15 protein-coding genes are annotated in these 18,937 nt (G+C 40.9%); all 15 read right to left on the bottom strand.

The features are described from left to right. Position 1: 1 nt before the first annotated feature. The 15 genes from QQL60_RS00705 to QQL60_RS00635 all read right to left on the bottom strand — a co-directional run bounded on the left by QQL60_RS00705 (position 2) and on the right by QQL60_RS00635 (position 18,466). The gene (locus QQL60_RS00705) at positions 2-811 is read right to left on the bottom strand and encodes a BUD32 family EKC/KEOPS complex subunit (RefSeq protein ID WP_284722105.1); all 810 of its coding nucleotides are present in this window, start codon (positions 809-811) and stop codon (positions 2-4) included. A 13-nt stretch (positions 812-824) separates the two neighbouring features. After that, the gene (locus QQL60_RS00700; RefSeq protein ID WP_284722104.1) at positions 825-1,937 is read right to left on the bottom strand and encodes a hypothetical protein; all 1,113 of its coding nucleotides are present in this window, start codon (positions 1,935-1,937) and stop codon (positions 825-827) included. Next, positions 1,927-2,991: an N-acetylneuraminate synthase family protein gene (locus QQL60_RS00695; protein WP_284722103.1), complete on the bottom strand. Its 1,065-nt coding sequence runs from the start codon at positions 2,989-2,991 to the stop codon at positions 1,927-1,929. The genes QQL60_RS00700 and QQL60_RS00695 overlap by 11 nt, the downstream gene beginning before the upstream one ends. Beyond that, positions 2,988-4,628: a cytidylyltransferase domain-containing protein gene (locus QQL60_RS00690; protein WP_284722102.1), complete on the bottom strand. Its 1,641-nt coding sequence runs from the start codon at positions 4,626-4,628 to the stop codon at positions 2,988-2,990. The genes QQL60_RS00695 and QQL60_RS00690 overlap by 4 nt, the downstream gene beginning before the upstream one ends. Positions 4,629-4,670: 42 nt before the next feature. Then, positions 4,671-5,003, bottom strand: coding sequence for a MarR family EPS-associated transcriptional regulator (locus QQL60_RS00685; protein ID WP_284722101.1), 333 nt, complete (start codon positions 5,001-5,003; stop codon positions 4,671-4,673). A 697-nt stretch (positions 5,004-5,700) separates the two neighbouring features. Next, positions 5,701-6,870: a nucleotide sugar dehydrogenase gene (locus tag QQL60_RS00680; protein WP_284722100.1), complete on the bottom strand. Its 1,170-nt coding sequence runs from the start codon at positions 6,868-6,870 to the stop codon at positions 5,701-5,703. Between the two features lie 4 nt (positions 6,871-6,874). Next, on the bottom strand, positions 6,875-8,740 hold the full coding sequence (glmS, locus tag QQL60_RS00675) for a glutamine--fructose-6-phosphate transaminase (isomerizing) (RefSeq protein ID WP_284722099.1): 1,866 nt from the start codon (positions 8,738-8,740) through the stop codon (positions 6,875-6,877). A 72-nt stretch (positions 8,741-8,812) separates the two neighbouring features. Next, a complete protein-coding gene (locus tag QQL60_RS00670) occupies positions 8,813-10,726 on the bottom strand; it encodes a polysaccharide biosynthesis protein (protein ID WP_284722098.1) in 1,914 nt (637 codons plus the stop codon). Positions 10,727-10,806: 80 nt separating this feature from the next. Then, on the bottom strand, positions 10,807-11,685 hold the full coding sequence (rfbD, locus tag QQL60_RS00665; RefSeq protein WP_284722097.1) for a dTDP-4-dehydrorhamnose reductase: 879 nt from the start codon (positions 11,683-11,685) through the stop codon (positions 10,807-10,809). Next, positions 11,685-12,233: a dTDP-4-dehydrorhamnose 3,5-epimerase gene (gene rfbC, locus QQL60_RS00660; protein WP_284722096.1), complete on the bottom strand. Its 549-nt coding sequence runs from the start codon at positions 12,231-12,233 to the stop codon at positions 11,685-11,687. Before rfbC ends, rfbD begins: the two co-directional genes overlap by 1 nt. Beyond that, the gene (gene rfbA / locus QQL60_RS00655) at positions 12,234-13,118 is read right to left on the bottom strand and encodes a glucose-1-phosphate thymidylyltransferase RfbA (protein WP_007145947.1); all 885 of its coding nucleotides are present in this window, start codon (positions 13,116-13,118) and stop codon (positions 12,234-12,236) included. It abuts the gene before it with no gap. Next, on the bottom strand, positions 13,115-14,188 hold the full coding sequence (rfbB, locus tag QQL60_RS00650) for a dTDP-glucose 4,6-dehydratase (RefSeq protein ID WP_284722095.1): 1,074 nt from the start codon (positions 14,186-14,188) through the stop codon (positions 13,115-13,117). Before rfbB ends, rfbA begins: the two co-directional genes overlap by 4 nt. Positions 14,189-14,391: 203 nt before the next feature. Next, entirely contained in the window at positions 14,392-15,498 is a 1,107-nt protein-coding gene (locus QQL60_RS00645) for an alpha-hydroxy acid oxidase (RefSeq protein WP_284722094.1), read from the bottom strand. A 2-nt stretch (positions 15,499-15,500) separates the two neighbouring features. Continuing rightward, entirely contained in the window at positions 15,501-16,184 is a 684-nt protein-coding gene (locus tag QQL60_RS00640; RefSeq protein WP_284722093.1) for a Fe2+-dependent dioxygenase, read from the bottom strand. 50 nt (positions 16,185-16,234) lie between these two features. After that, positions 16,235-18,466, bottom strand: coding sequence for a TonB-dependent receptor (locus tag QQL60_RS00635; RefSeq protein WP_284722092.1), 2,232 nt, complete (start codon positions 18,464-18,466; stop codon positions 16,235-16,237). Between the last annotated feature and the right edge of the window lie 471 nt (positions 18,467-18,937).

The raw sequence follows: 18,937 nt of genomic DNA, 5'->3' as shown, positions 1-18,937 counted from the left end.
TTTAAAAAAAAAACCTTGGATTTTTTCGAACGGCGGCCTTGAACAATTTAAAAACTAGACGTTTTCCACGAGAATTTAAAAGTTTTGCGGCAATTGCATTGAAAGAAGTGTTATCGATCCCATTATCAAACTTGAGACAATCAATTATCGTCAACAGAAATATTAAATCGAAATAAAAGTTGCCTGACAGTTCACTTCTCTCAAAATCGAAAAAATAAAAACCGTGATTGTTTTGAATAATATTATTGTAGTGAAAGTCAGAGTGACTATAGCCAGCCATATAGTTTATGCCTGACTTCATCTCAATTTTTATTATCAAACTTAAAAAAAAGCCCAACACTTCATAAACTTTAGGTCTAATTCTTCTTGAGAAAAAGTTATTTTTCCTAGGCAGTTCTTTTGTTTGAACTGGCCCACTACACGACAATACCCTGAGATATCGATAATAATTTTTGAAATTTTTACACCCTTCTCGATTTCCCAAACTTTTATAAAAAGTAATAGCATCTCTAAACAACAATGGCAGGTTCGAGGAGGTAAAATCTCCTCGAAACAAAATATCTCCCAAGGTCTCACCATCAATATACTCAACTAGAATACTGTATTGACATGAATCATATAATTTAGGTGCACAAAGAGGCTTAAGATTATAGATGACTGTTTCTCGCTCAAAGCTAGATTTAATGTGCGGTGGTGAATCTGGCGAGCATTTCTTTTGAATAAAGTATGTGCCTCCATCTTTTACTTTCAAAAGTGATGTAAGCTTAATTTTATTTTCACTGAGAACCGTGTCGATATTTGAGAGCGTCATCTTCAATATAAACTTATAGAAACTTCTCTTTTTCAAGGAAATTAATTGTTTCCTTTGGTGAAACTTTATGAGGAAGTAACAAAATTTTATATTCTGTTTTCTTTAAAAACTGGCGGTATATCTCCTCCATATTTTCTTTTAATACTGAATAAGAAATTACTCCTGTATTCAGCAGGTCATTCGCTAAAATTAAGTTTGATAATTCGGTGTAAGTTTTTAATTCTCTGATTGATGATTCAACAAACCTGTCAACAATTTCATCAAGCGTGCAATCTTTTAGCTTTGGAGATTTTACGTTGCTCCTGATGACGTAAAACGCATAACTACACTGTCCTGAGATTGATAATCGTTCGCCAAACAGGTTCTGAGGGCTGACTTTAAAAATAGGATTTTTTCTAAAAATTGATCTTTTAAGGAAAATCTCTAATTTTTTTGTAAAATTAAAGCTACATTTGAAATCATTTAAAATTTTTGAGCCATGCTCAATATCGCTACAGTAAACTGAAACTGGTTTAGGATTAAAAAATGTCTGTCCTTCAAGATTTATAATTGAGAAATCTTCCGAAAGATAGCTGTAACGACTATCATCAAGCATCTCTAATGCGGTGCTAGTTTTACCACAGCCGCCTGTACCACCTAATAAAATTGCTCTATTGCGCTTGTTATCATACAGAGTAGCGGCATGAATAAAACTCTTAGATTTAGTCATCAATACTATCTGAAAGATATACCAGAATAGGCTATAAGACATTATCAAGTTTGATTTATATGCCTTTCTTCTTAGCAAGAGATATTTTATTATTTTTTTTAGAAGCTTATCTTCCGTAACTTTTACTTTGACTACAGGAACCGCACCTTTCGTGTTAAAGATATCAGATACCAAGTAATCTATACTCGGTAGATATCCTACGAAATATTCATCCTTATTGAAGCTCATCAAACCTTTAGCTGAATTCACTTCTGGGAGGTACTCATGAAAGATATCATTGCTTGATATTTCCAACATGATATCTACTTGAGAGGCAGTAGTCGTTGGTATGAAGTCTAAATGCTCTGAGACTTCATCAAAAGTTTTTCCATTGCCTGTAAGGCCAATTGTTATACCTGCGATTTCTCTAACATTCATCAAAGAGACCCCAAGTCAATACAGTATCTTCATTTATATTTCGTTTAGCCGTTTTTCCAATCACCTCATTAATTAGCCTAGGGCTAATACCATGGGCTGGACGTTTAAACGTCAGATCTGCTTTCTCAATGGTCTTGCCAGCAGGAATTTCACGTGTAGCAACGAGACTGCGACGTGCGTTATGGCGGGCACTCTCTTCTTCACTTAGCGCTTTGACTCTAAACTCACCAACAACATTAAAAACAAGCTCTAAATTTTTTCGAAATAACATTAAGTCATTCTTGTCCATCGCATGATAGTGATCATTACCAGGCAGGGTTTTATCATGTGTAAAATGCTTTTCGATTATCACACTACCCAGTAAAGTCGCCATTTCACAGACTTTCATACCTTTGGGTAAAGTATGATCAGAGTAGCCGATTAATTTATCCGGAAACGCATGTTTAAGACCTAAAATCATTCCCAAATTAGCATTTTCATCAGGTGTTGGATAATTTAAAACACAATGTAACAAAGCAAGAGGATTACCATTCATTTCAATCCAACTGACTGCCTCTTGTATTTCCCATAGATGGCTTGCACCTGTAGATAAAATAATTGGCTTGTTGAATTTGCTTATATATTCAATGAATGGTTTGTTTGTAATATCGGATGATGAAATTTTATAAACACTCATCAGATCATTTAAGAAATCAGCCGACTCAATATCAAATGGTGTGCTCATAAACTCAATATCAGCAGTATCACAATACTTTTTGAGCTCTACCATTTCCTTTTTCCAAAATTTATCGTGTTTTGAAAAAAGCTCATGCTGGGACAAGGTAGGTTCTTTTGATGTATCCCAATATGCTGGTGAATGTTTAGATGCAAGAGTATCGGCTTTATAGGTCTGAAACTTAATCGCATCAGCGCCACCCTCTTTTGCCTCATCTACCAGGCGTTTAGCAATATCCATACTACCTTCGTGATTCACGCCAGCTTCGGCAATCACATAGGGGGGATGTAGTTGAGGAGCGTGAGGATCAACGGAACGAAAAACTTCTAGAATATTCATGCATGCTCCACAATTTGATGGACTAATTTAAGAACTCGTTGACGCCCAGCAGTCAGATCTGCTTTCGCCATGAGTTTGCTCATATATTGACGTGAGGAATAATTTTCTACCAAACTTGAAAAAGCCTCTGTAATTTTTTCATTTCCAACCTCCGTGCCTAAACCAAGATTTATAAAACCATGCTCGGCATTCGCGAATAAATGTGTCAGCTCTCGCTCATTCTGAGCCATGACAATAGTCGGAACTTGCATTGCAGCCACCTCATAGGTAGTGCGACCGGCTGAGGTAAAAATAATGTCTGCATCTTGCATAAGCTCTGCGATATTCATCGTGTTTCTAATGATTTGAATATCTTTAAATGCTTCGAGCGATTCATAGTCTGAATAGCCAAATCCGGCAACAACCGTTATTTCGATATTCATTTTCCGACAGTATGGCTGAATAGCTTGAATGACCTTAGACGTGTAATTATTCGGGTCAACGCCACCAAAAGTCAGTAATACTTTTTTGACATACTCAGACACTTTCCGTTTTGGGGTCAGAATAAACTCATCTCGCAAAATGAAATATTTATGTCCAAAAAAATGCTTGGGTAATATCTCTCGTTCCGGATAAATAGCATTAATCACTAAATCTGCAAGCTGTGCTCCATCACCTAAGTCTTCAAAGTTAATTGTCTTAATGCCTAACGCTTTAAGCGCTTTCATATAATCATGACTGCTATCAAGACGGTCATTGATGACAACATCTGGATTGAGTTTTTTAATGTCTTCGACTATGTCACTCTCAACCTGCATAACAACGGGATAATTCTTGGAGCTAATTTTATCGAACGCCAATTGCGACTCATCGTCGACTAAGAACAGCACCTCATGTTCGACAATATCATTGGCTAATAATAAGGTGTTATAAACATGGCCTAAGCCAATTTTCATGTGACCTGAAACTACAAAGAGCAGTTTTTTTCTCTTGAGATAATATTCACATAATCCCCAGTCAGCATAACTATCAATATCAATAGACTCCTTATCTGAAAGGAGTGATAAATCAACATGCTCACCAATACGGCTACTCTGAGAAATATTCTTTGCCCTTGTGATAAGAAAGCCTCCCGTCTCCTTAAACAACGGGCTCAGCTCTTGTCTGTTAACTCTTTTGAGATAATTAGGTTTATACGCATTGTTCTCAATTTTCCACGTCAAGTGCGTGTCATTAACCGCGGAAATTATCGTATCAATCTCAGGAGTGTTAATTAGTTTAGAAAGGGCTTCATCGAGTGATTTCGCTGACAATAACGGGGACGTGGGCTGCAACGTTACGATAATATCGTATTGCTTTTTTTCAATAGCTTCAGCTTGTTTATATGCTTTGAATATTACTGGATCAAGCGTTACAACGTCTTGTGCGTCTTCATCATTACGCTTTAAAACTTTCGCACCAAATTTTTCTGATATGGATAAAATTTCTTCGTCTTCACTCGAAACATAAACATCAACCAAAAAACTTGATGCTAACGCATTTCTGATTGAGTAAAAAATCAGAGGTCGCCCGGCAAGTGATCGCAAGTTTTTACGAGGAATTCCTTTTGATCCGCCTCTAGCAGGGATAACCACTAAAATATTTGGTTGATGATTCATTTTTTCTTATTATTCTTAATTAATTGTGTAATGTGATTGTGCTCATTTTATTAAGCTGTTTATAGACTCTTCTTTAAGAGTTTCTATCTCAATTTTCAATATTTCATACTCCCGTATTTTTGCTTTAAGAAACCGGCTGGTAACATTCGCTTTTTCTTCTATGCCACTGGGAGTGAGTTTGTACAGGTAAGCCATTTTATTTTGGCTGTTATGAAAGTTCTTCACTTTCAACAGCCCTTTTTCCATTAATGCTTTCAGGCAATAATTGGTTTTGCCCAGGCTAATACCCAACGCTTTAGCGATCTGGCGTTGACTGATTTCCGGATTGGCTTCAATCAGTTTTAATATTTTGTATCGGTATTCGTCGCTAATCATCTGATTACTGCGTTCAACAATTGAACACACTTTATAGCAGTAAAAAGGAAATGTAAATTTGTAAAATGAAATAAGAAAGTTTTGTGCTTAACTGTATTTATAACCCAGGATCCAGGCAGACCTGAATTCTTTCATAACTGGCAAGTCAGTCATTTTATTCATGTTCTGTCAGATAGATATACTTTGGCTGGATAGTATGCAGGTTACATCTGAGCATTACGAGCAAGCAGGTTACGAATAAGGATTTTGTCTTTACATCCGTCAATTCGTCAGTAGTACAGTTTGGCAGAGTAATGTCAACTTGAGCCTCGAATGCACTTAAATCATTGCTGATGTCAGGAAGGTATCTGAACCTGCTTAGATTTCAAGTTGATAGATCCACACAAGGCTATTCTATTGATTATACTGAACAATGGAGTCGGCGAATAAAGTTTCTGGGGGATATTCTAGATTATATCCAACCGGGCTCATCTATAGTTGGTTTTCAGCATCACGGCTCAGTTACTTTCTGATTGCTCGTTTTACTCATGTTTTTTTGCTGGCTTTTAAAAAAACTACAACGAAAAGGTGGCACAGATGCCAGAAATAAAATTTCCCCGCCATCCTTGGCTGTCTACTCAGATATTTCGTATTGGCATCCATGCCAATAGATATTTTATAGCCAGTGAAAAATTAACTCAGTGATCGATTTCTCATTCTATGCATCACCGCCAAATAAATCTCGGGTATAAATTTTATCTTTCACATCAATGATATCTTCAGTGACTCGGTTAGCTAAAATTACATCCGCCTGAGATTTAAACTGGTTGAGATCATTCACGACTTTTGATCTGAAAAACTCAGCATCCTCAAGTACAGGCTCATAAACGATAACCTCGATACCTTTGGCTTTAATACGTTTCATGACACCTTGTATAGCTGAAGCTCTAAAATTATCTGAGCCAGATTTCATGACTAAACGGTATATACCAACAACTTTGGGATTTCTGTTGATAATCGAATTTGCGATGAAGTCTTTTCTCGTTGTATTGGCCTCAACAATAGCTTTAATGATGTTATTCGGGACATTTTCGTAATTAGCTAATAATTGTTTAGTATCTTTAGGTAAACAGTAACCACCATAACCAAATGACGGGTTATTGTAGTGACTACCAATACGCGGATCTAAACCTACACCTTCAATAATCTGACGTGAATCTAAACCATGCGCTTCAGCATAGCTATCAAGCTCATTAAAGTAAGCTACGCGCATAGCAAGATAGGTGTTCGAAAATAATTTAATGGCTTCTGCTTCGGTACTATCTGTAACGAGAACAGTCACATCCGGTTTCAATGAACCTTCAACTAATAGCTGTGCAAACTTTTCTGCACGCTCACTTTTCTCTCCCACCACAATCCGTGAAGGATATAAATTATCGTATAGCGCTTTACCTTCTCTTAGAAATTCTGGTGAGAAGAAAATATTATCAACACCTAAACGCTGTTTAATTTCAGCAGTATATCCAACTGGCACTGTAGATTTAATGATCATCACAGCATCAGGGTTGATGCTTTTCACATCCTGAATAACCGCTTCTACAGACTTTGTATTGAAATAGTTGGTATCTGGGTCATAGTCGGTTGGTGTGGCAATAACGACATAATCGGCACTGTTATAAGCATCCGCTTTATCCAGTGTTGCCCGAAAATCTAGTGTTTTATTTTGTAAAAAATCTTCAATTTCAGCATCAACGATTGGCGATTTTTTGTTATTGAGCAGGTTTACCTTCTCCTCAATAATATCTAGAGCCACGACTTGATGCTTTTGAGCTAATAAGACGGCCAGTGAAAGGCCAACATACCCTGTCCCTGCGATTGCTATTTTCATATTTTCACTCAACTGTAACGGATTTCGCTAAATTTCTCGGTTGATCCACATCAGTGCCTTTTATTAAGGCAACGTGGTAACACAGTAACTGTAATAAGATATTGTATGTGATTGGTGCGGTAATACGACCGACATTGGTCGTGGCTTTCACGACTTTGAAACTGGTTTCCGAACTGATATCACTGCGCTCATCTTCGAACACAATCATCTGTCCACCACGAGCTTTGACTTCTTGTAAATTCGACTTTAACTTTTCCAGTAAATCATCAAGGGGCGCTATAGCAATAACAGGCATGGTTTCATCGATTAAAGCTAAAGGCCCATGTTTGAGCTCACCTGCGGGATACGCCTCTGCATGAATATAACTGATTTCTTTTAACTTTAAAGCCCCTTCTAAAGCAATCGGAAACATCGTGCCACGCCCTAAGAATAGAGCATGTTGTTTATCAGCGAATAACTGGGAGATATCACGAATCTCTTCTTCGTGCTCCAGCGCCATACGAATCAAATTAGGTAATTTCTGCAGACCACCTGCGATCATGGACTCACGTTCTTTACTTAATCTTTTTTGGACTTTACCTAAGCTGGTGAGCAGTAAAGCCAGCACAACAAGCTGAGTAGTAAATGATTTGGTTGACGCCACGCCGATTTCAGGCCCGGCATGCGTCAGATAAGTCATGTCAGCATCACGTGTCAGACTGCTCTCCGCTACATTACAAATACTTAAGGAAGTAATGCCATCTAAATCATGGACTTTTCTATAGTGATTAATTTGATGCAGTGCAGCCAATGTATCAGCGGTTTCACCTGATTGACTTATCATGACAAACAAGGTGTTATCCAAAATCACCGGGTTGCGATAACGGAACTCACTCGCCACTTCAACCTGACATGGCAGACCGATAATATCTTCCATCCAATATTTGGTGACCATACCTGCGTGATAGCTTGTTCCACAAGCGATGATGTGAATTTGCTCAACCGTTTTAAAGATTTGCTCAGCTTTGGGGCCAAAACTCGATACCAAAACCTGATCCTGTGTGATACGGCCTTCTAACGTGTCAATCACAGCTTGGGGCTGTTCAAAGATCTCTTTATGCATGTAATGGCGATGCTCACCCAACTCAACAGACGTAATATTCAGGCTTGACTGTTTAACAGGGCGCTCAACTAATTCACCTGTTGCCGCACTATAAATTTCGACCTTGTCCCGGGTTAACTTGGCAACATCACCGTCTTCTAGAAAAATAAAATTTTGTGTAACAGGCAGTAAAGCCGAAACATCAGAGGCAATGAAGTGTTCACCAATTCCAATACCTATAACTAATGGACTTCCCTTTCTTGCAGCCACTAACATATCAGGATGAGACTTATCCATTACGCCTAGAGCGTATGCCCCATCAAAGACTTTTAGAGAACGCAAAACCGCCTGTAAAAGATCATTATCCTGTTGCAGTTCAGCATGAATTTCATGGGCAACGACTTCAGTATCGGTTTCAGAAGTAAAGCGATAGCCTTGGGTAAGTTGTTTTTGTTTTAGTGATTGGTAATTCTCAATAATACCATTATGTACGACCGCCACTTGATTGTTACAGATGTGTGGATGAGCATTATTTTCAGAAGGTATTCCGTGTGTCGCCCAACGCGTGTGAGCAATACCGATTCGACCAGTAAACGGGGCATTTAATTGATCAACTTTATCCTGAAGTTGTTGTATTTTCCCCAGAGATCGAACACGATGCAGTGCGTTGACATCATCAAGCAGCGCCATTCCAGACGAATCATAACCGCGATATTCCAGTCTTCTTAACCCTTCCATCAAGATAGGGCTAACATTCCTTTCAGCGATTCCGCCGACTATTCCACACACTTAATTAAATCCTCTTGAAATACAGCACCAATATAGTTTAACTGAGACTCTGGCAATATAAAGAATGCACTTCTAGTTATCGTTCCCCAGCCAGTCACTTAACTCACATTGAGGAATAAATCCATCAATCGTGTCTAACAATATAGCTCGTGCTTTTTGACAGTCATCATGTTTATTAGCGAGTTCCAGTTCTCGAATGATTTTTACCAAAGCTGGCCACTCAATCACACATTCTTCTGCCCGCATTATTTTCTCATGTTCAGTTGCTGAGACATTATCACCGATGAGCAATTCTTCATAAAGCTTTTCACCGGGTCTTAGACCAGTATAGTCAATTTCAATATCACCATTTGGGTTATCGTTGTCACGTATGGTGAACCCACTTAAATGGATCATACGTCTGGCTAAATCAACAATCTTGACCGGTTCGCCCATATCGAGCACAAAGACATCACCACCTTTGCCCATGGCGCCAGCCTGAATAACCAAGGCTGCAGCTTCAGGAATTGTCATAAAATAACGGATGATCTCAGGGTCAGTCACCGTTACCGGTCCGCCTTTGGCAATCTGGTCTCTGAATAATGGCACCACAGATCCCGATGACCCTAAGACATTACCAAACCTGACCATGGTAAAGCGCGTTTTGTTATACAACGTTTTTGATTCGGCAAAGGCCTGAAGCACTAACTCTGCAAAGCGCTTTGTTGCCCCCATGGTATTGGTTGGACGAACAGCCTTATCGGTTGAGATAAGTACAAAAGTTTCCACCTCGGCATCAATCGCAGCCTGCGCGCAATGCAGTGTGCCAAACACATTATTACGGATACCTTCATTGGTATTTCTCTCGACAATTGGCACATGCTTATAGGCCGCTGCATGATAAATCGTATTCACGCCAAAACGCCGACATACCATCTCAACACGCTGCTGATTAAGCACTGTTCCCAGCATAGAGTAAACAGGAATATCTAAAGCTAATGACGCCAGTTCACGCTCAATTTGATAAAGATTAATTTCGCTCGCTTCATAGAGAACCAGACAGGATGGCGATAAATGGATAATTTGCCGACAAAGTTCTGAACCAATAGAACCACCAGCACCGGTCACCATCACCGCTTTATCCGTGATATTTTTGCTTAACAAATTATTAATCGGTGCTACAGGTTCACGACCTAATAAATCAGCGATATCCACTTCCTGAATATCAGAAACTTCCAGGCGTCCTTCTGCAATATCCATCAAATCAGGTAATGTTCTGACGTGGACAGGATAATGCTCCAACAGTTTTAATATCTCACTTCTGCGACGACGACCCGCCGATGGCATTGCCAGTAAAATGTCTCTGACCTTGAAACGTTCAATAAGCTTGGCAAGCTGGTCAACACCATAAACCGTCATGCCATTAATTTGTTGTCGCCACAATGTTACGTTGTCGTCAATAAACGCTACGGGACGCATCTGATTACTCAATTTCATCAGTGCCGCGGCTTGTGTACCAGCTCGCCCAGCCCCATAAATTAAGACAGGTGGAATATAACGAACAGCATTGACCTCTTTCCAAAGATGATGATCGCTTTTCACTATCAACCATCTCGCTATCATGCGGCTCCCCCCCACAAACAGCATCAGAATGATTGCTTGAATAGCATAAACCGTTCTGGGCACTAAACCTGCCAAATCGTTGAATGTTAGAACAATGACAGAAAAAATTAGACTATATAAAAAAACCGCTCTGGCAATTGTCCAGATAGCATCCATACCGATGTAACGAATAATCGCCCGATATAAACCTGACTTTATAAAAATAGGGATGGCGAGAACGGGTGCAAGAACAAAGATCCACAACTGCTGGTTCGGCGGAATATAAAACTCACCTAAGCGTAAAGAAAAAGCTAACCATAATGAGAATGGGATGGCTAAAAAATCCAGTATGACACTGATCGTTCTTTTTATTGGCCGAGGTCTGTTCAAAAACCATAGGCCCATTTTTTTTACAATTGATGGGTATGTCAACGTAATACACTCAGCAAGTTTTGGCTAATACACTTCAAGAAGACAGAAGATTATCACTCTTTTCCGCTCATTACCCACTCCAGTGTGGTTTGCCAGTCTGGCAAAGCAAGGTCAAAATGTTGTTTTAACTTTGTATTATCGAGTAAAGAATTAGCTGGACGATTTGCCGGCGTTGGATAATCACGCGTAGTGATAGGATGAAGCTTCGGCACTGAGTGTCCTTGTGCAGCCATTAAATTAAATATTTGCTGGGCAAAATCAAACCAACTGGCACGACCGGCACCAGATAGATGGTATACACCGCTATGGCTCTGCCAGAAGTCTGTTTGTTGGTGACTTTGCGAGATGACTTGCGCCGTTACATCAGCGATGTGACGAGCCCATGTTGGTGTACCGACCTGGTCGTGAACAATAGATAACTGCACCTTATCAATCGCTAACCTTTTCATCGTATTGAGGAAGTTAGCCCCTCTTGCACCATAGACCCAACTGGTTCTGAAGATCAGATATTTATCTGAGGCATTACTAATAGCCAATTCACCTGCCAACTTTGTTCTGCCATACACATTGAGTGGCTGAGTTTCCGCATCTTCGGTCCAGGCTTTATCACCACTGCCATTAAATACATAATCGGTTGAGTAATGAATAAGCGGGATATCACGATTTTTGGCGACTTCAGCTAATATCTGTGGGGCAAGAGCATTGACCTTATATGCCAGTTCTTGTTCAGTCTCAGCTTTATCAACAGCTGTATAGGCTGCCGCATTGACGATTAGGTCAGGTGCCAATATTTCTACTTTTTCAGCTAACTCTTCTGTCTTGCTTAAATCGAGTGTTTGACTATCTGTGGCAATAATATCGCCAAGACACGAAAGACTTTTTGTTAACTCGTGCCCGACCTGACCCCGTTTTCCGGTTATTAAAATCCGCATTAATCGTAAAATTCCGCTTCGTTAAAATGTAATCCCTGCTGATCTTTTGCCGATAGAGAAGGCAACTTGTCTAATAAAGGCCAATCAATATCCAAAGCAGGATCATTCCATAACAAACAGCGTTCATGCTCAGGCGCATAATAATCTGTCGTTTTATACAAGAAATCAGCAGATTCACTTAACACAAAAAAGCCATGAGCAAAGCCTGGAGGCACCCACAGCATATCATGGTTTTCCGCCTTTAGATGCACGCCTACCCACTGACCAAATGTCGATGATGACTGCCGTAGATCGACAGCAACGTCATAGACCTCGCCGGCGATCACACGGACTAATTTACCTTGTGCATGTTTAATCTGGTAATGCAGTCCACGTAATACATTTTGTGAAGAGCGTGAGTGATTATCCTGAACAAATTCGGTGTCTACGCCAGTGAGCGCTTCAAATTGTTTTTTATTGAAGCTTTCCATGAAAAAACCGCGCTCATCGCCAAATACTCTGGGTTTAAGGATTTTTACATCAGGCAGTGTCGTTTCTATGACTTGCATTTAATAAATCTTTTCGTGAATTAAGTTCATTAGATAATCGCCATAACCACTTTTTATCAGTGGTTTTGCTAATGCCAATAACTGATCAGCATCAATATAGCCTTGACGATATGCAATTTCTTCCGGACACATCACTTTCAGACCTTGGCGTTTTTCTATGGTTTGAATAAATTGGGAGGCTTCAAGTAGCGAATCATGTGTACCAGTATCCAGCCAGGCCATTCCCCTGCCCATCACCTCTACATGCAATTTGCCCATATCAAGATAGCGCTGATTGACATCCGTTATTTCGTATTCTCCACGCGCTGACGGTTTGAGATTTTCAGCGATATCAACAACCTGATTATCATAAAAATAAAGTCCGGTAATCGCATAGCGGGATTTAGGTTTAGCAGGTTTTTCTTCGATACTTAACGCTTTACCAGCATCATCAAACTCAACAACACCATAACGCTCAGGATCAAACACTGGGTAGGCAAACACGGTTGCCCCATTACTTCTGTCGTCGGCTTCAGACATCAAGTCAGCTAGGTCATGTCCATAATAGACATTATCGCCCAAAACCAAGGCTGTGCTGCTATCGCCTATAAAGCCTTTTGTTAAAGTAAACGCCTGAGCAATCCCCTCCGGTTTTTCCTGTACGACGTAACTTAACTCAAGCCCCCACTGCCTACCGTCACCTAACAGTTGTTGCAGCCGCGGTGTATCTTGGGGGGTTGAAATAATGCAAATTTCTCTCATCCCTGCCAGCATTAATGTCGACAGAGGATAATAAATCATGGGTTTGTCATAAACAGGGAGTAACTGTTTACTTATGGACTGTGTGACTGGATGTAAACGCGTACCACTGCCACCGGCGAGAATAATGCCTTTACGCTGACTCATGATGCCTGTTCTCCCAGACCAAGACGTTCTTGCTGATAACTACCGTCCATAACACGTTCATTCCATTCACGGTTATTGATATACCATTCAACCGTTTTCCGTAAGCCACTCGCAAACGTTTCTTTTGGTTTCCAGCCTAGTTCACGCTCAATTTTGCTGGCATCAATAGCATAGCGTTGATCATGTCCCGGACGATCAGTAACAAAAGTAATCAAATCTCGATGAGGACAATGTTCAGATTCGGGTAATAACTCATCCAGAATGTCACAAACACGATGCACAACATCAAGATTGGTATGTTCGTTAAAGCCGCCAATATTATAGCTTTCGCCCAGCTTCCCTTGTTCCAAAACAAGCTGTAAGGCATCCGCGTGATCATCCACATACAACCAATCACGGATATTATCGCCTTTGCCATAGACTGGTAAGGGTTTGCCCACCAATGCATTATTGATAATCAGTGGAATCAATTTTTCAGGAAACTGATAGGGACCGTAATTATTAGAGCAGTTGGTCATGACAACGGGTAGACCATAGGTGTGATGCCAGGCACGAACCAAGTGATCACTCCCTGCTTTGGTCGCTGAATAGGGTGAATTTGGTTGATAAGGTGTTGTCTCTTCAAACAAGCCTGTTTCACCTAAGGTGCCGTATACCTCATCGGTGGAGATATGATGGAAACGAAATTGTGCCGCAGCGTCTTTATCAAGCGTTTTCCAGTACTGTCTGGCCGCTTCTAATAAAACGTAGGTACCCACTAAATTAGTTTGCACAAAATCAGCCGGACCATCAATCGAGCGATCGACATGGGATTCTGCTGCTAAGTGCATTATCGCTGTGGGTTGATACTGTGTAAATAATGCCGCCATTGTTTCGGCATCGCATATATCAGCCTGTTCAAAGTGATAATGAGCGTTGTCTGCAACAGATAGAAGTGATTCAAGATTACCTGCGTAGGTCAATTTATCAATATTAACGATGTGGTAATCACTGAGTTCAATAAGACGGCGAATTAAAGCTGAACCAATGAATCCAGCCCCTCCGGTAACAAAAAGTGTTTTCCTTGACACAGATAGCTCTTCTATTTGAGTGAATTGAATATTTGCCAGCTAAAAGTAGCATTAGTGAGAACTGGAAGCAACGCAGAAGCTGTGTTTTTTACGAATGTCGACACATCATTTCAATTAATGCAAAGCTACGTAAAAGCTATCTACATTAAGAAAGATAGTTTGTTAGTCACTATTTATTACAGTAAGAACTTGTTTAGGCCAGTTTAATATTGAAGTGAATGAGAAGTAATACTATCGATTGTTGGGGTACCAGCCAAGCTCATCGTCACTTCCAACTCTTCGCGTAGAATCCTCAATAAATGGGCAACACCTAGTGCCCCCGCTACTGCCAAAGCGTAAAATTGCGGCCGCCCGAGACAAACTAAATCAGCTCCCAGAGCCAGCGCTTTAAAAGTATCCGTACCGCGTTCTACAGCGCCATCATAAAGAACCACAAAATCAGTACCCACCGCTTCTCTTATAACAGGCAACATCTCAATGGATGATGGCACGCAATCCAGAGTACGACCACCATGGTTTGACACCACTACGCCAGCTAGTCTCAACTCTCGGGCTTGCACGGCATCAATGGGCGACAGAATGCCTTTCAGGATAATGGGAAGCGTCGTCTGTTTTTGCAGCCAACGAATATCCTCCCAAACTGGTGCTTCACTCATCATGCCCTGAAAAACAACACTCTGACTGGGCTCAAAGCTTTGTCTTGGCAGAGGAGGCCGATCTTTAAGATTCACAGCCTCTACCCCTTCAGGTAAAACAAAGCCAGCACGCTGAGCACGATTACGGATACCATGCAGAGAAGCATCGACAGTGACAACTAAGGCACCATAGCCAGCCTGCTCTGCACGTCTGACCAAACTCAGCGTAAACTCTTTATCTTGCTGAAAATAGAGCTGAAACCATTTCGTTTGGGATGTACTTGCAGCAATATCTTCGAGAGAACATGTCGCTAGTGTACTGACCATCATACCTGTCTCTAAGTGATTGGCAGCTTCTGCTGTCGCTAACTCAGCTTGTGGATGAGCAAGCTGCTGAAAAGCGACAGGGGCTAACATCAAAGGGTGACGAAAAGGCTGTCCAAGCACGGTGGTATGTGTTCCTCCTTTTGTACAATCCTTCAACACGGAAGGTAGAATGAAATACTCATCTAATTTCTGGCGATTACGTCTCAAGGTGATTTCATCAGCTCCGCCACCGACAACGTATTCATACACAGCATGACTTAAATGTTGTTTCGCATAGCGAGCATAGTCAGCAGCACAAACTAAGTCCTGTGGTATCGAGTTGAGTGGCGTCTTTAATGATTTTTCCATACTTACGTCTCAGCCCATTGTCTTAACAGGTTTTGATAGATGTTGGTTAAACGCATAATATCCTGATGTTGGTGCTCATGTTGTGTCGTTAATGATTGGATACTCTGATCCAGATCAAACAAGATCTGACGTTGCTCATTGTCACGAACCATACTTTGCATCCACATAACGCAAGCAAGGCGTTCGCCATCAATGACAGGCTTAACTTGATGCAGACTACTTGAAGGATACAGAATGAGATCCCCTGCATTAAGTTTTATGTTCTGCTCACCAAATTGCTCCTGAATAACCAGTTCCCCCCCTTTATAATCGTCAGGTTCACTCAGAAATAAGGTAGCAGAAAGATCGCTACGCACACGCGTTGGTGTGCCTGGTACAAAACGGATGGCATTATCGACATGGTTACCATAGGTTTGTTTACCTTGGTATCGATTAAACATCGGAGGAAAGATTTTAAGTGGCAAGGCAGCCGACATAAATAGAGGTTGTTGAGCTAGTGCATCCAACACAATATCGCCGAGGTGATGTGCGAGTGTTGAGCTTTCATCCAACTGCTGATTCTGTTTAACAGCGCTGGCTTGTGCTCCAGCTGTTATCTTACCATCAAGCCATTCTCCTTTTGCTAAGTGTTCATTGAGTTTGCTGAGATCAGTTTTTGAGAACACCTCAGGTATAACCATTAGCATGTTATTAGCTCCAAAAAAAACGGGCCCGGAGGCCCGTTATAATAACCTGATCAGAATTTATAGGTCAGATTGACATTGGCGCTTCTTGCATCACCTTTATAGACGATGCTGCCACCTCGATATAACGCGGTGTAGTAATCCTTATCAAACAAGTTAAGAATATTGGCACGGACTGTCATGTTGTCGTTGATTTCATAAGAAGCAAAGGCATCATAAACAATATATCCAGGAATACTGATATCCGTGTTAGCTGCCGCATCTGGTTGTCCGCCAAACATGCCACTGGAATAGGTCACCACACCACCAAAGGCGAATTTTTGCGTGGCCTGATATTTTAATTGACCATTAAAGCTACGTTTTGCGAAGTTAGCTTTTGGTTTTCCTTCATCAGCAGGATCAAAGGCTTTCAGTGTTTCTGAATGCATCAAGGCAAGCCCCATTTGACCACTCAACCTATCTGTGATGTTACCCGATAGGCCAAGTTCGATACCACGAACACGGTTTTCACCCGTGTTAAGACTACCACCACCTGAATATGAGTCATTCCCACCTTCAATAACGTCATCTTTAGTGATTTGAAACACCGCAGCTGTTAACAACAAGTTGTTCTCAAGCAGGTTCCATTTGGTACCAATTTCTAAATTGGTAGACTGCTCAGGATCCGCACTCTTATAGTTGCCATCAGAGTCTGAACACAAACCACCATAACCACAACTGCCACCAGCATCAGCTTCACCACCATTGATATTGGAAGAAGTGCTCCAGCTGGCATAGATATTACCGTTTTTCCAGGGCGAGAACACAACGCCGGTGTGACCATTCCAGAAACCATCGCTGTAGCTACGATCCATTTCAGGTTGAGGTCCTCCGCGACCATTCCTAGCAGCTGTCCACAGATCATAATCGAAATAATCGTAACGAATCCCAGCGAAGACTTCCCAATCTTCATTCAGGGTGATTGTATCCATCAAATAAGCAGAGACTGTCTTCAGCTCTAACTGAGTCGATGCATCGTTTCTACTAGCCGTACCCGACCAAGCATTATTGTTGGGATTGTATGGGTCAACCGCTACGCTCGATGGGTTAACATCATAATTCCCGGCATCCATTTCTTCTTTAGCAAATTCAATACCTGTAACTATGGTATGGCGTTTGCCCCAAAGGTTCTGATCGATAATTAAGTTTGTCTGGTTGCCAAGGTAATCATTTTCCTGCCAACCGGTGAATGATCGTGTACCTGCTGAGCGAGCACTATAGGCAGTCACGATATACTCGTTTTCAGTTTTACCAACACGAGATTTATTTTCTAATCGCATGCCCTCTGTTAACTCAACATCAAAACCAAATGTAAAAATATCTGCCTTAGAATGTTGGAAGTCTAGTCCGTCCTGGCCAACATAATCATACTTAAGTATTTTGTTGGTATCTTGGTCCAGAGCAACACCCGGATCCGTTCGATCATCGGCACGAAAGTGATAATAATCTGCTGTCAGGCTAAGTTCATCGGTCGGCTGATAAACTGCAGACAACAAAGCACCTTGGCGTCGTTTTTCTGCTGGATCACGATCAGGCACATCTGCCTCACTGTATAAAGCATTAAAGCGAACAGCGAAGTCATCGCTTAGCACTTTATTCGTATCCAGGGTATAGCGCTGATATTCATCCGTACCCAGTCCACCCGATAGCGTTGTAAAGTCATCATCCAGACTCGCCTTTTTAGTCACACTATTTACGGCACCACCAGTAGACCCACGCCCTGCAAATGTTGAACTAGGACCTTTTGTAATTTCAACTTGCTCTAGTGCAAAAGTTTCACGGGTGATAAGCCCAGGATCACGCAAGCCATCAGTAAATACATCATTACGCGCTTCGTAGCCTCGAATAATATAACGGTCACCGAAAGAATTACCGCCCTCACCCGTACCCAATGTAATGCCAGGCTGTGCGCTCAGAATATCTTTTAATTCTGTCTTACCTGAGTCGATAATCGACTCTTTTGTCAAAACAGTCATGGTTTGTGGCGTTTCGGCAATGTCGCGCGTACGCTTGTTATCAGATAAATGGTTGGCTTTATAAGGCGCATCAGGCTCTGCGTAAGGATTACTTTCTGCAGTAGATTTGTCTCCCTCTATAACTACGGTATCGAGATCGACTTCTTCAGCAAAGGCTGGTGTAGTCATTGCTGATGATAGTGCCATAGCCAATGTCGACATCACCCATTTTTGACTATTGACTCGACTAGTAAAGTCACTACGCCTCAATTTTGTCTCTTTTTTTGCCATTAAGATTCCTTCACCCTATAAATGAAAATACGAACAATTAGTATTCAATATAATATTAAAAATGATACATCGCTTTCCCTGACAGGGAATCAAGTCTAGTAATTGCAGATTGAGTCGGACTATAACTTAGCGCACAGGTTACTTAAGCTTAAGGCAGAAGGCCAAAGTCTTAGTTTTAGATCAAAAGTGGCTTCTGACCAACTAGAAAACGCTATTGATGAGATGCTCAAACTCATACTTAGGACTTTATCAACCTAATCAGTACCGCCAGAAAATTAATTCCTACTTTTACTGCATTGACAAGCTACATAAGCAGAATTGAGCTCAGCTACACCACTATGACTGACTTTTCTCCATTAATCAGCCAGGCTCAATACCTTCATAACCCTGACATATCAATCTATTTAAATTAAATATCAGTGTTCCTACTAGCAAACTTGTAGACCTTAATGACGCACGCGACAAATCGAA

The sequence above is a fragment of the Methylophaga thalassica genome (assembly GCF_030159795.1).
GTDB lineage: Bacteria > Pseudomonadota > Gammaproteobacteria > Nitrosococcales > Methylophagaceae > Methylophaga > Methylophaga thalassica.
This window is presented reverse-complemented; position numbering and strand designations above follow the sequence as displayed.

Bases quoted from the DNA above. Each gene is read 5' to 3' on its own strand.
- QQL60_RS00705 (WP_284722105.1), bottom strand. From the start codon at position 811: ATGACGCTCTCAAATATCGACACGGTTCTCAGTGAAAATAAAATTAAG.
- QQL60_RS00700 (WP_284722104.1), bottom strand. From the start codon at position 1,937: ATGAATGTTAGAGAAATCGCAGGTATAACAATTGGCCTTACAGGCAAT.
- QQL60_RS00695 (WP_284722103.1), bottom strand. From the start codon at position 2,991: ATGAATATTCTAGAAGTTTTTCGTTCCGTTGATCCTCACGCTCCTCAA.
- QQL60_RS00690 (WP_284722102.1), bottom strand. From the start codon at position 4,628: ATGAATCATCAACCAAATATTTTAGTGGTTATCCCTGCTAGAGGCGGA.
- QQL60_RS00685 (WP_284722101.1), bottom strand. From the start codon at position 5,003: ATGATTAGCGACGAATACCGATACAAAATATTAAAACTGATTGAAGCC.
- QQL60_RS00680 (WP_284722100.1), bottom strand. From the start codon at position 6,870: ATGAAAATAGCAATCGCAGGGACAGGGTATGTTGGCCTTTCACTGGCC.
- QQL60_RS00670 (WP_284722098.1), bottom strand. From the start codon at position 10,726: ATGGGCCTATGGTTTTTGAACAGACCTCGGCCAATAAAAAGAACGATC.
- rfbD (WP_284722097.1), bottom strand. From the start codon at position 11,685: ATGCGGATTTTAATAACCGGAAAACGGGGTCAGGTCGGGCACGAGTTA.
- rfbC (WP_284722096.1), bottom strand. From the start codon at position 12,233: ATGCAAGTCATAGAAACGACACTGCCTGATGTAAAAATCCTTAAACCC.
- rfbA (WP_007145947.1), bottom strand. From the start codon at position 13,118: ATGAGTCAGCGTAAAGGCATTATTCTCGCCGGTGGCAGTGGTACGCGT.
- QQL60_RS00645 (WP_284722094.1), bottom strand. From the start codon at position 15,498: ATGGAAAAATCATTAAAGACGCCACTCAACTCGATACCACAGGACTTA.
- QQL60_RS00640 (WP_284722093.1), bottom strand. From the start codon at position 16,184: ATGCTAATGGTTATACCTGAGGTGTTCTCAAAAACTGATCTCAGCAAA.
- QQL60_RS00635 (WP_284722092.1), bottom strand. From the start codon at position 18,466: ATGGCAAAAAAAGAGACAAAATTGAGGCGTAGTGACTTTACTAGTCGA.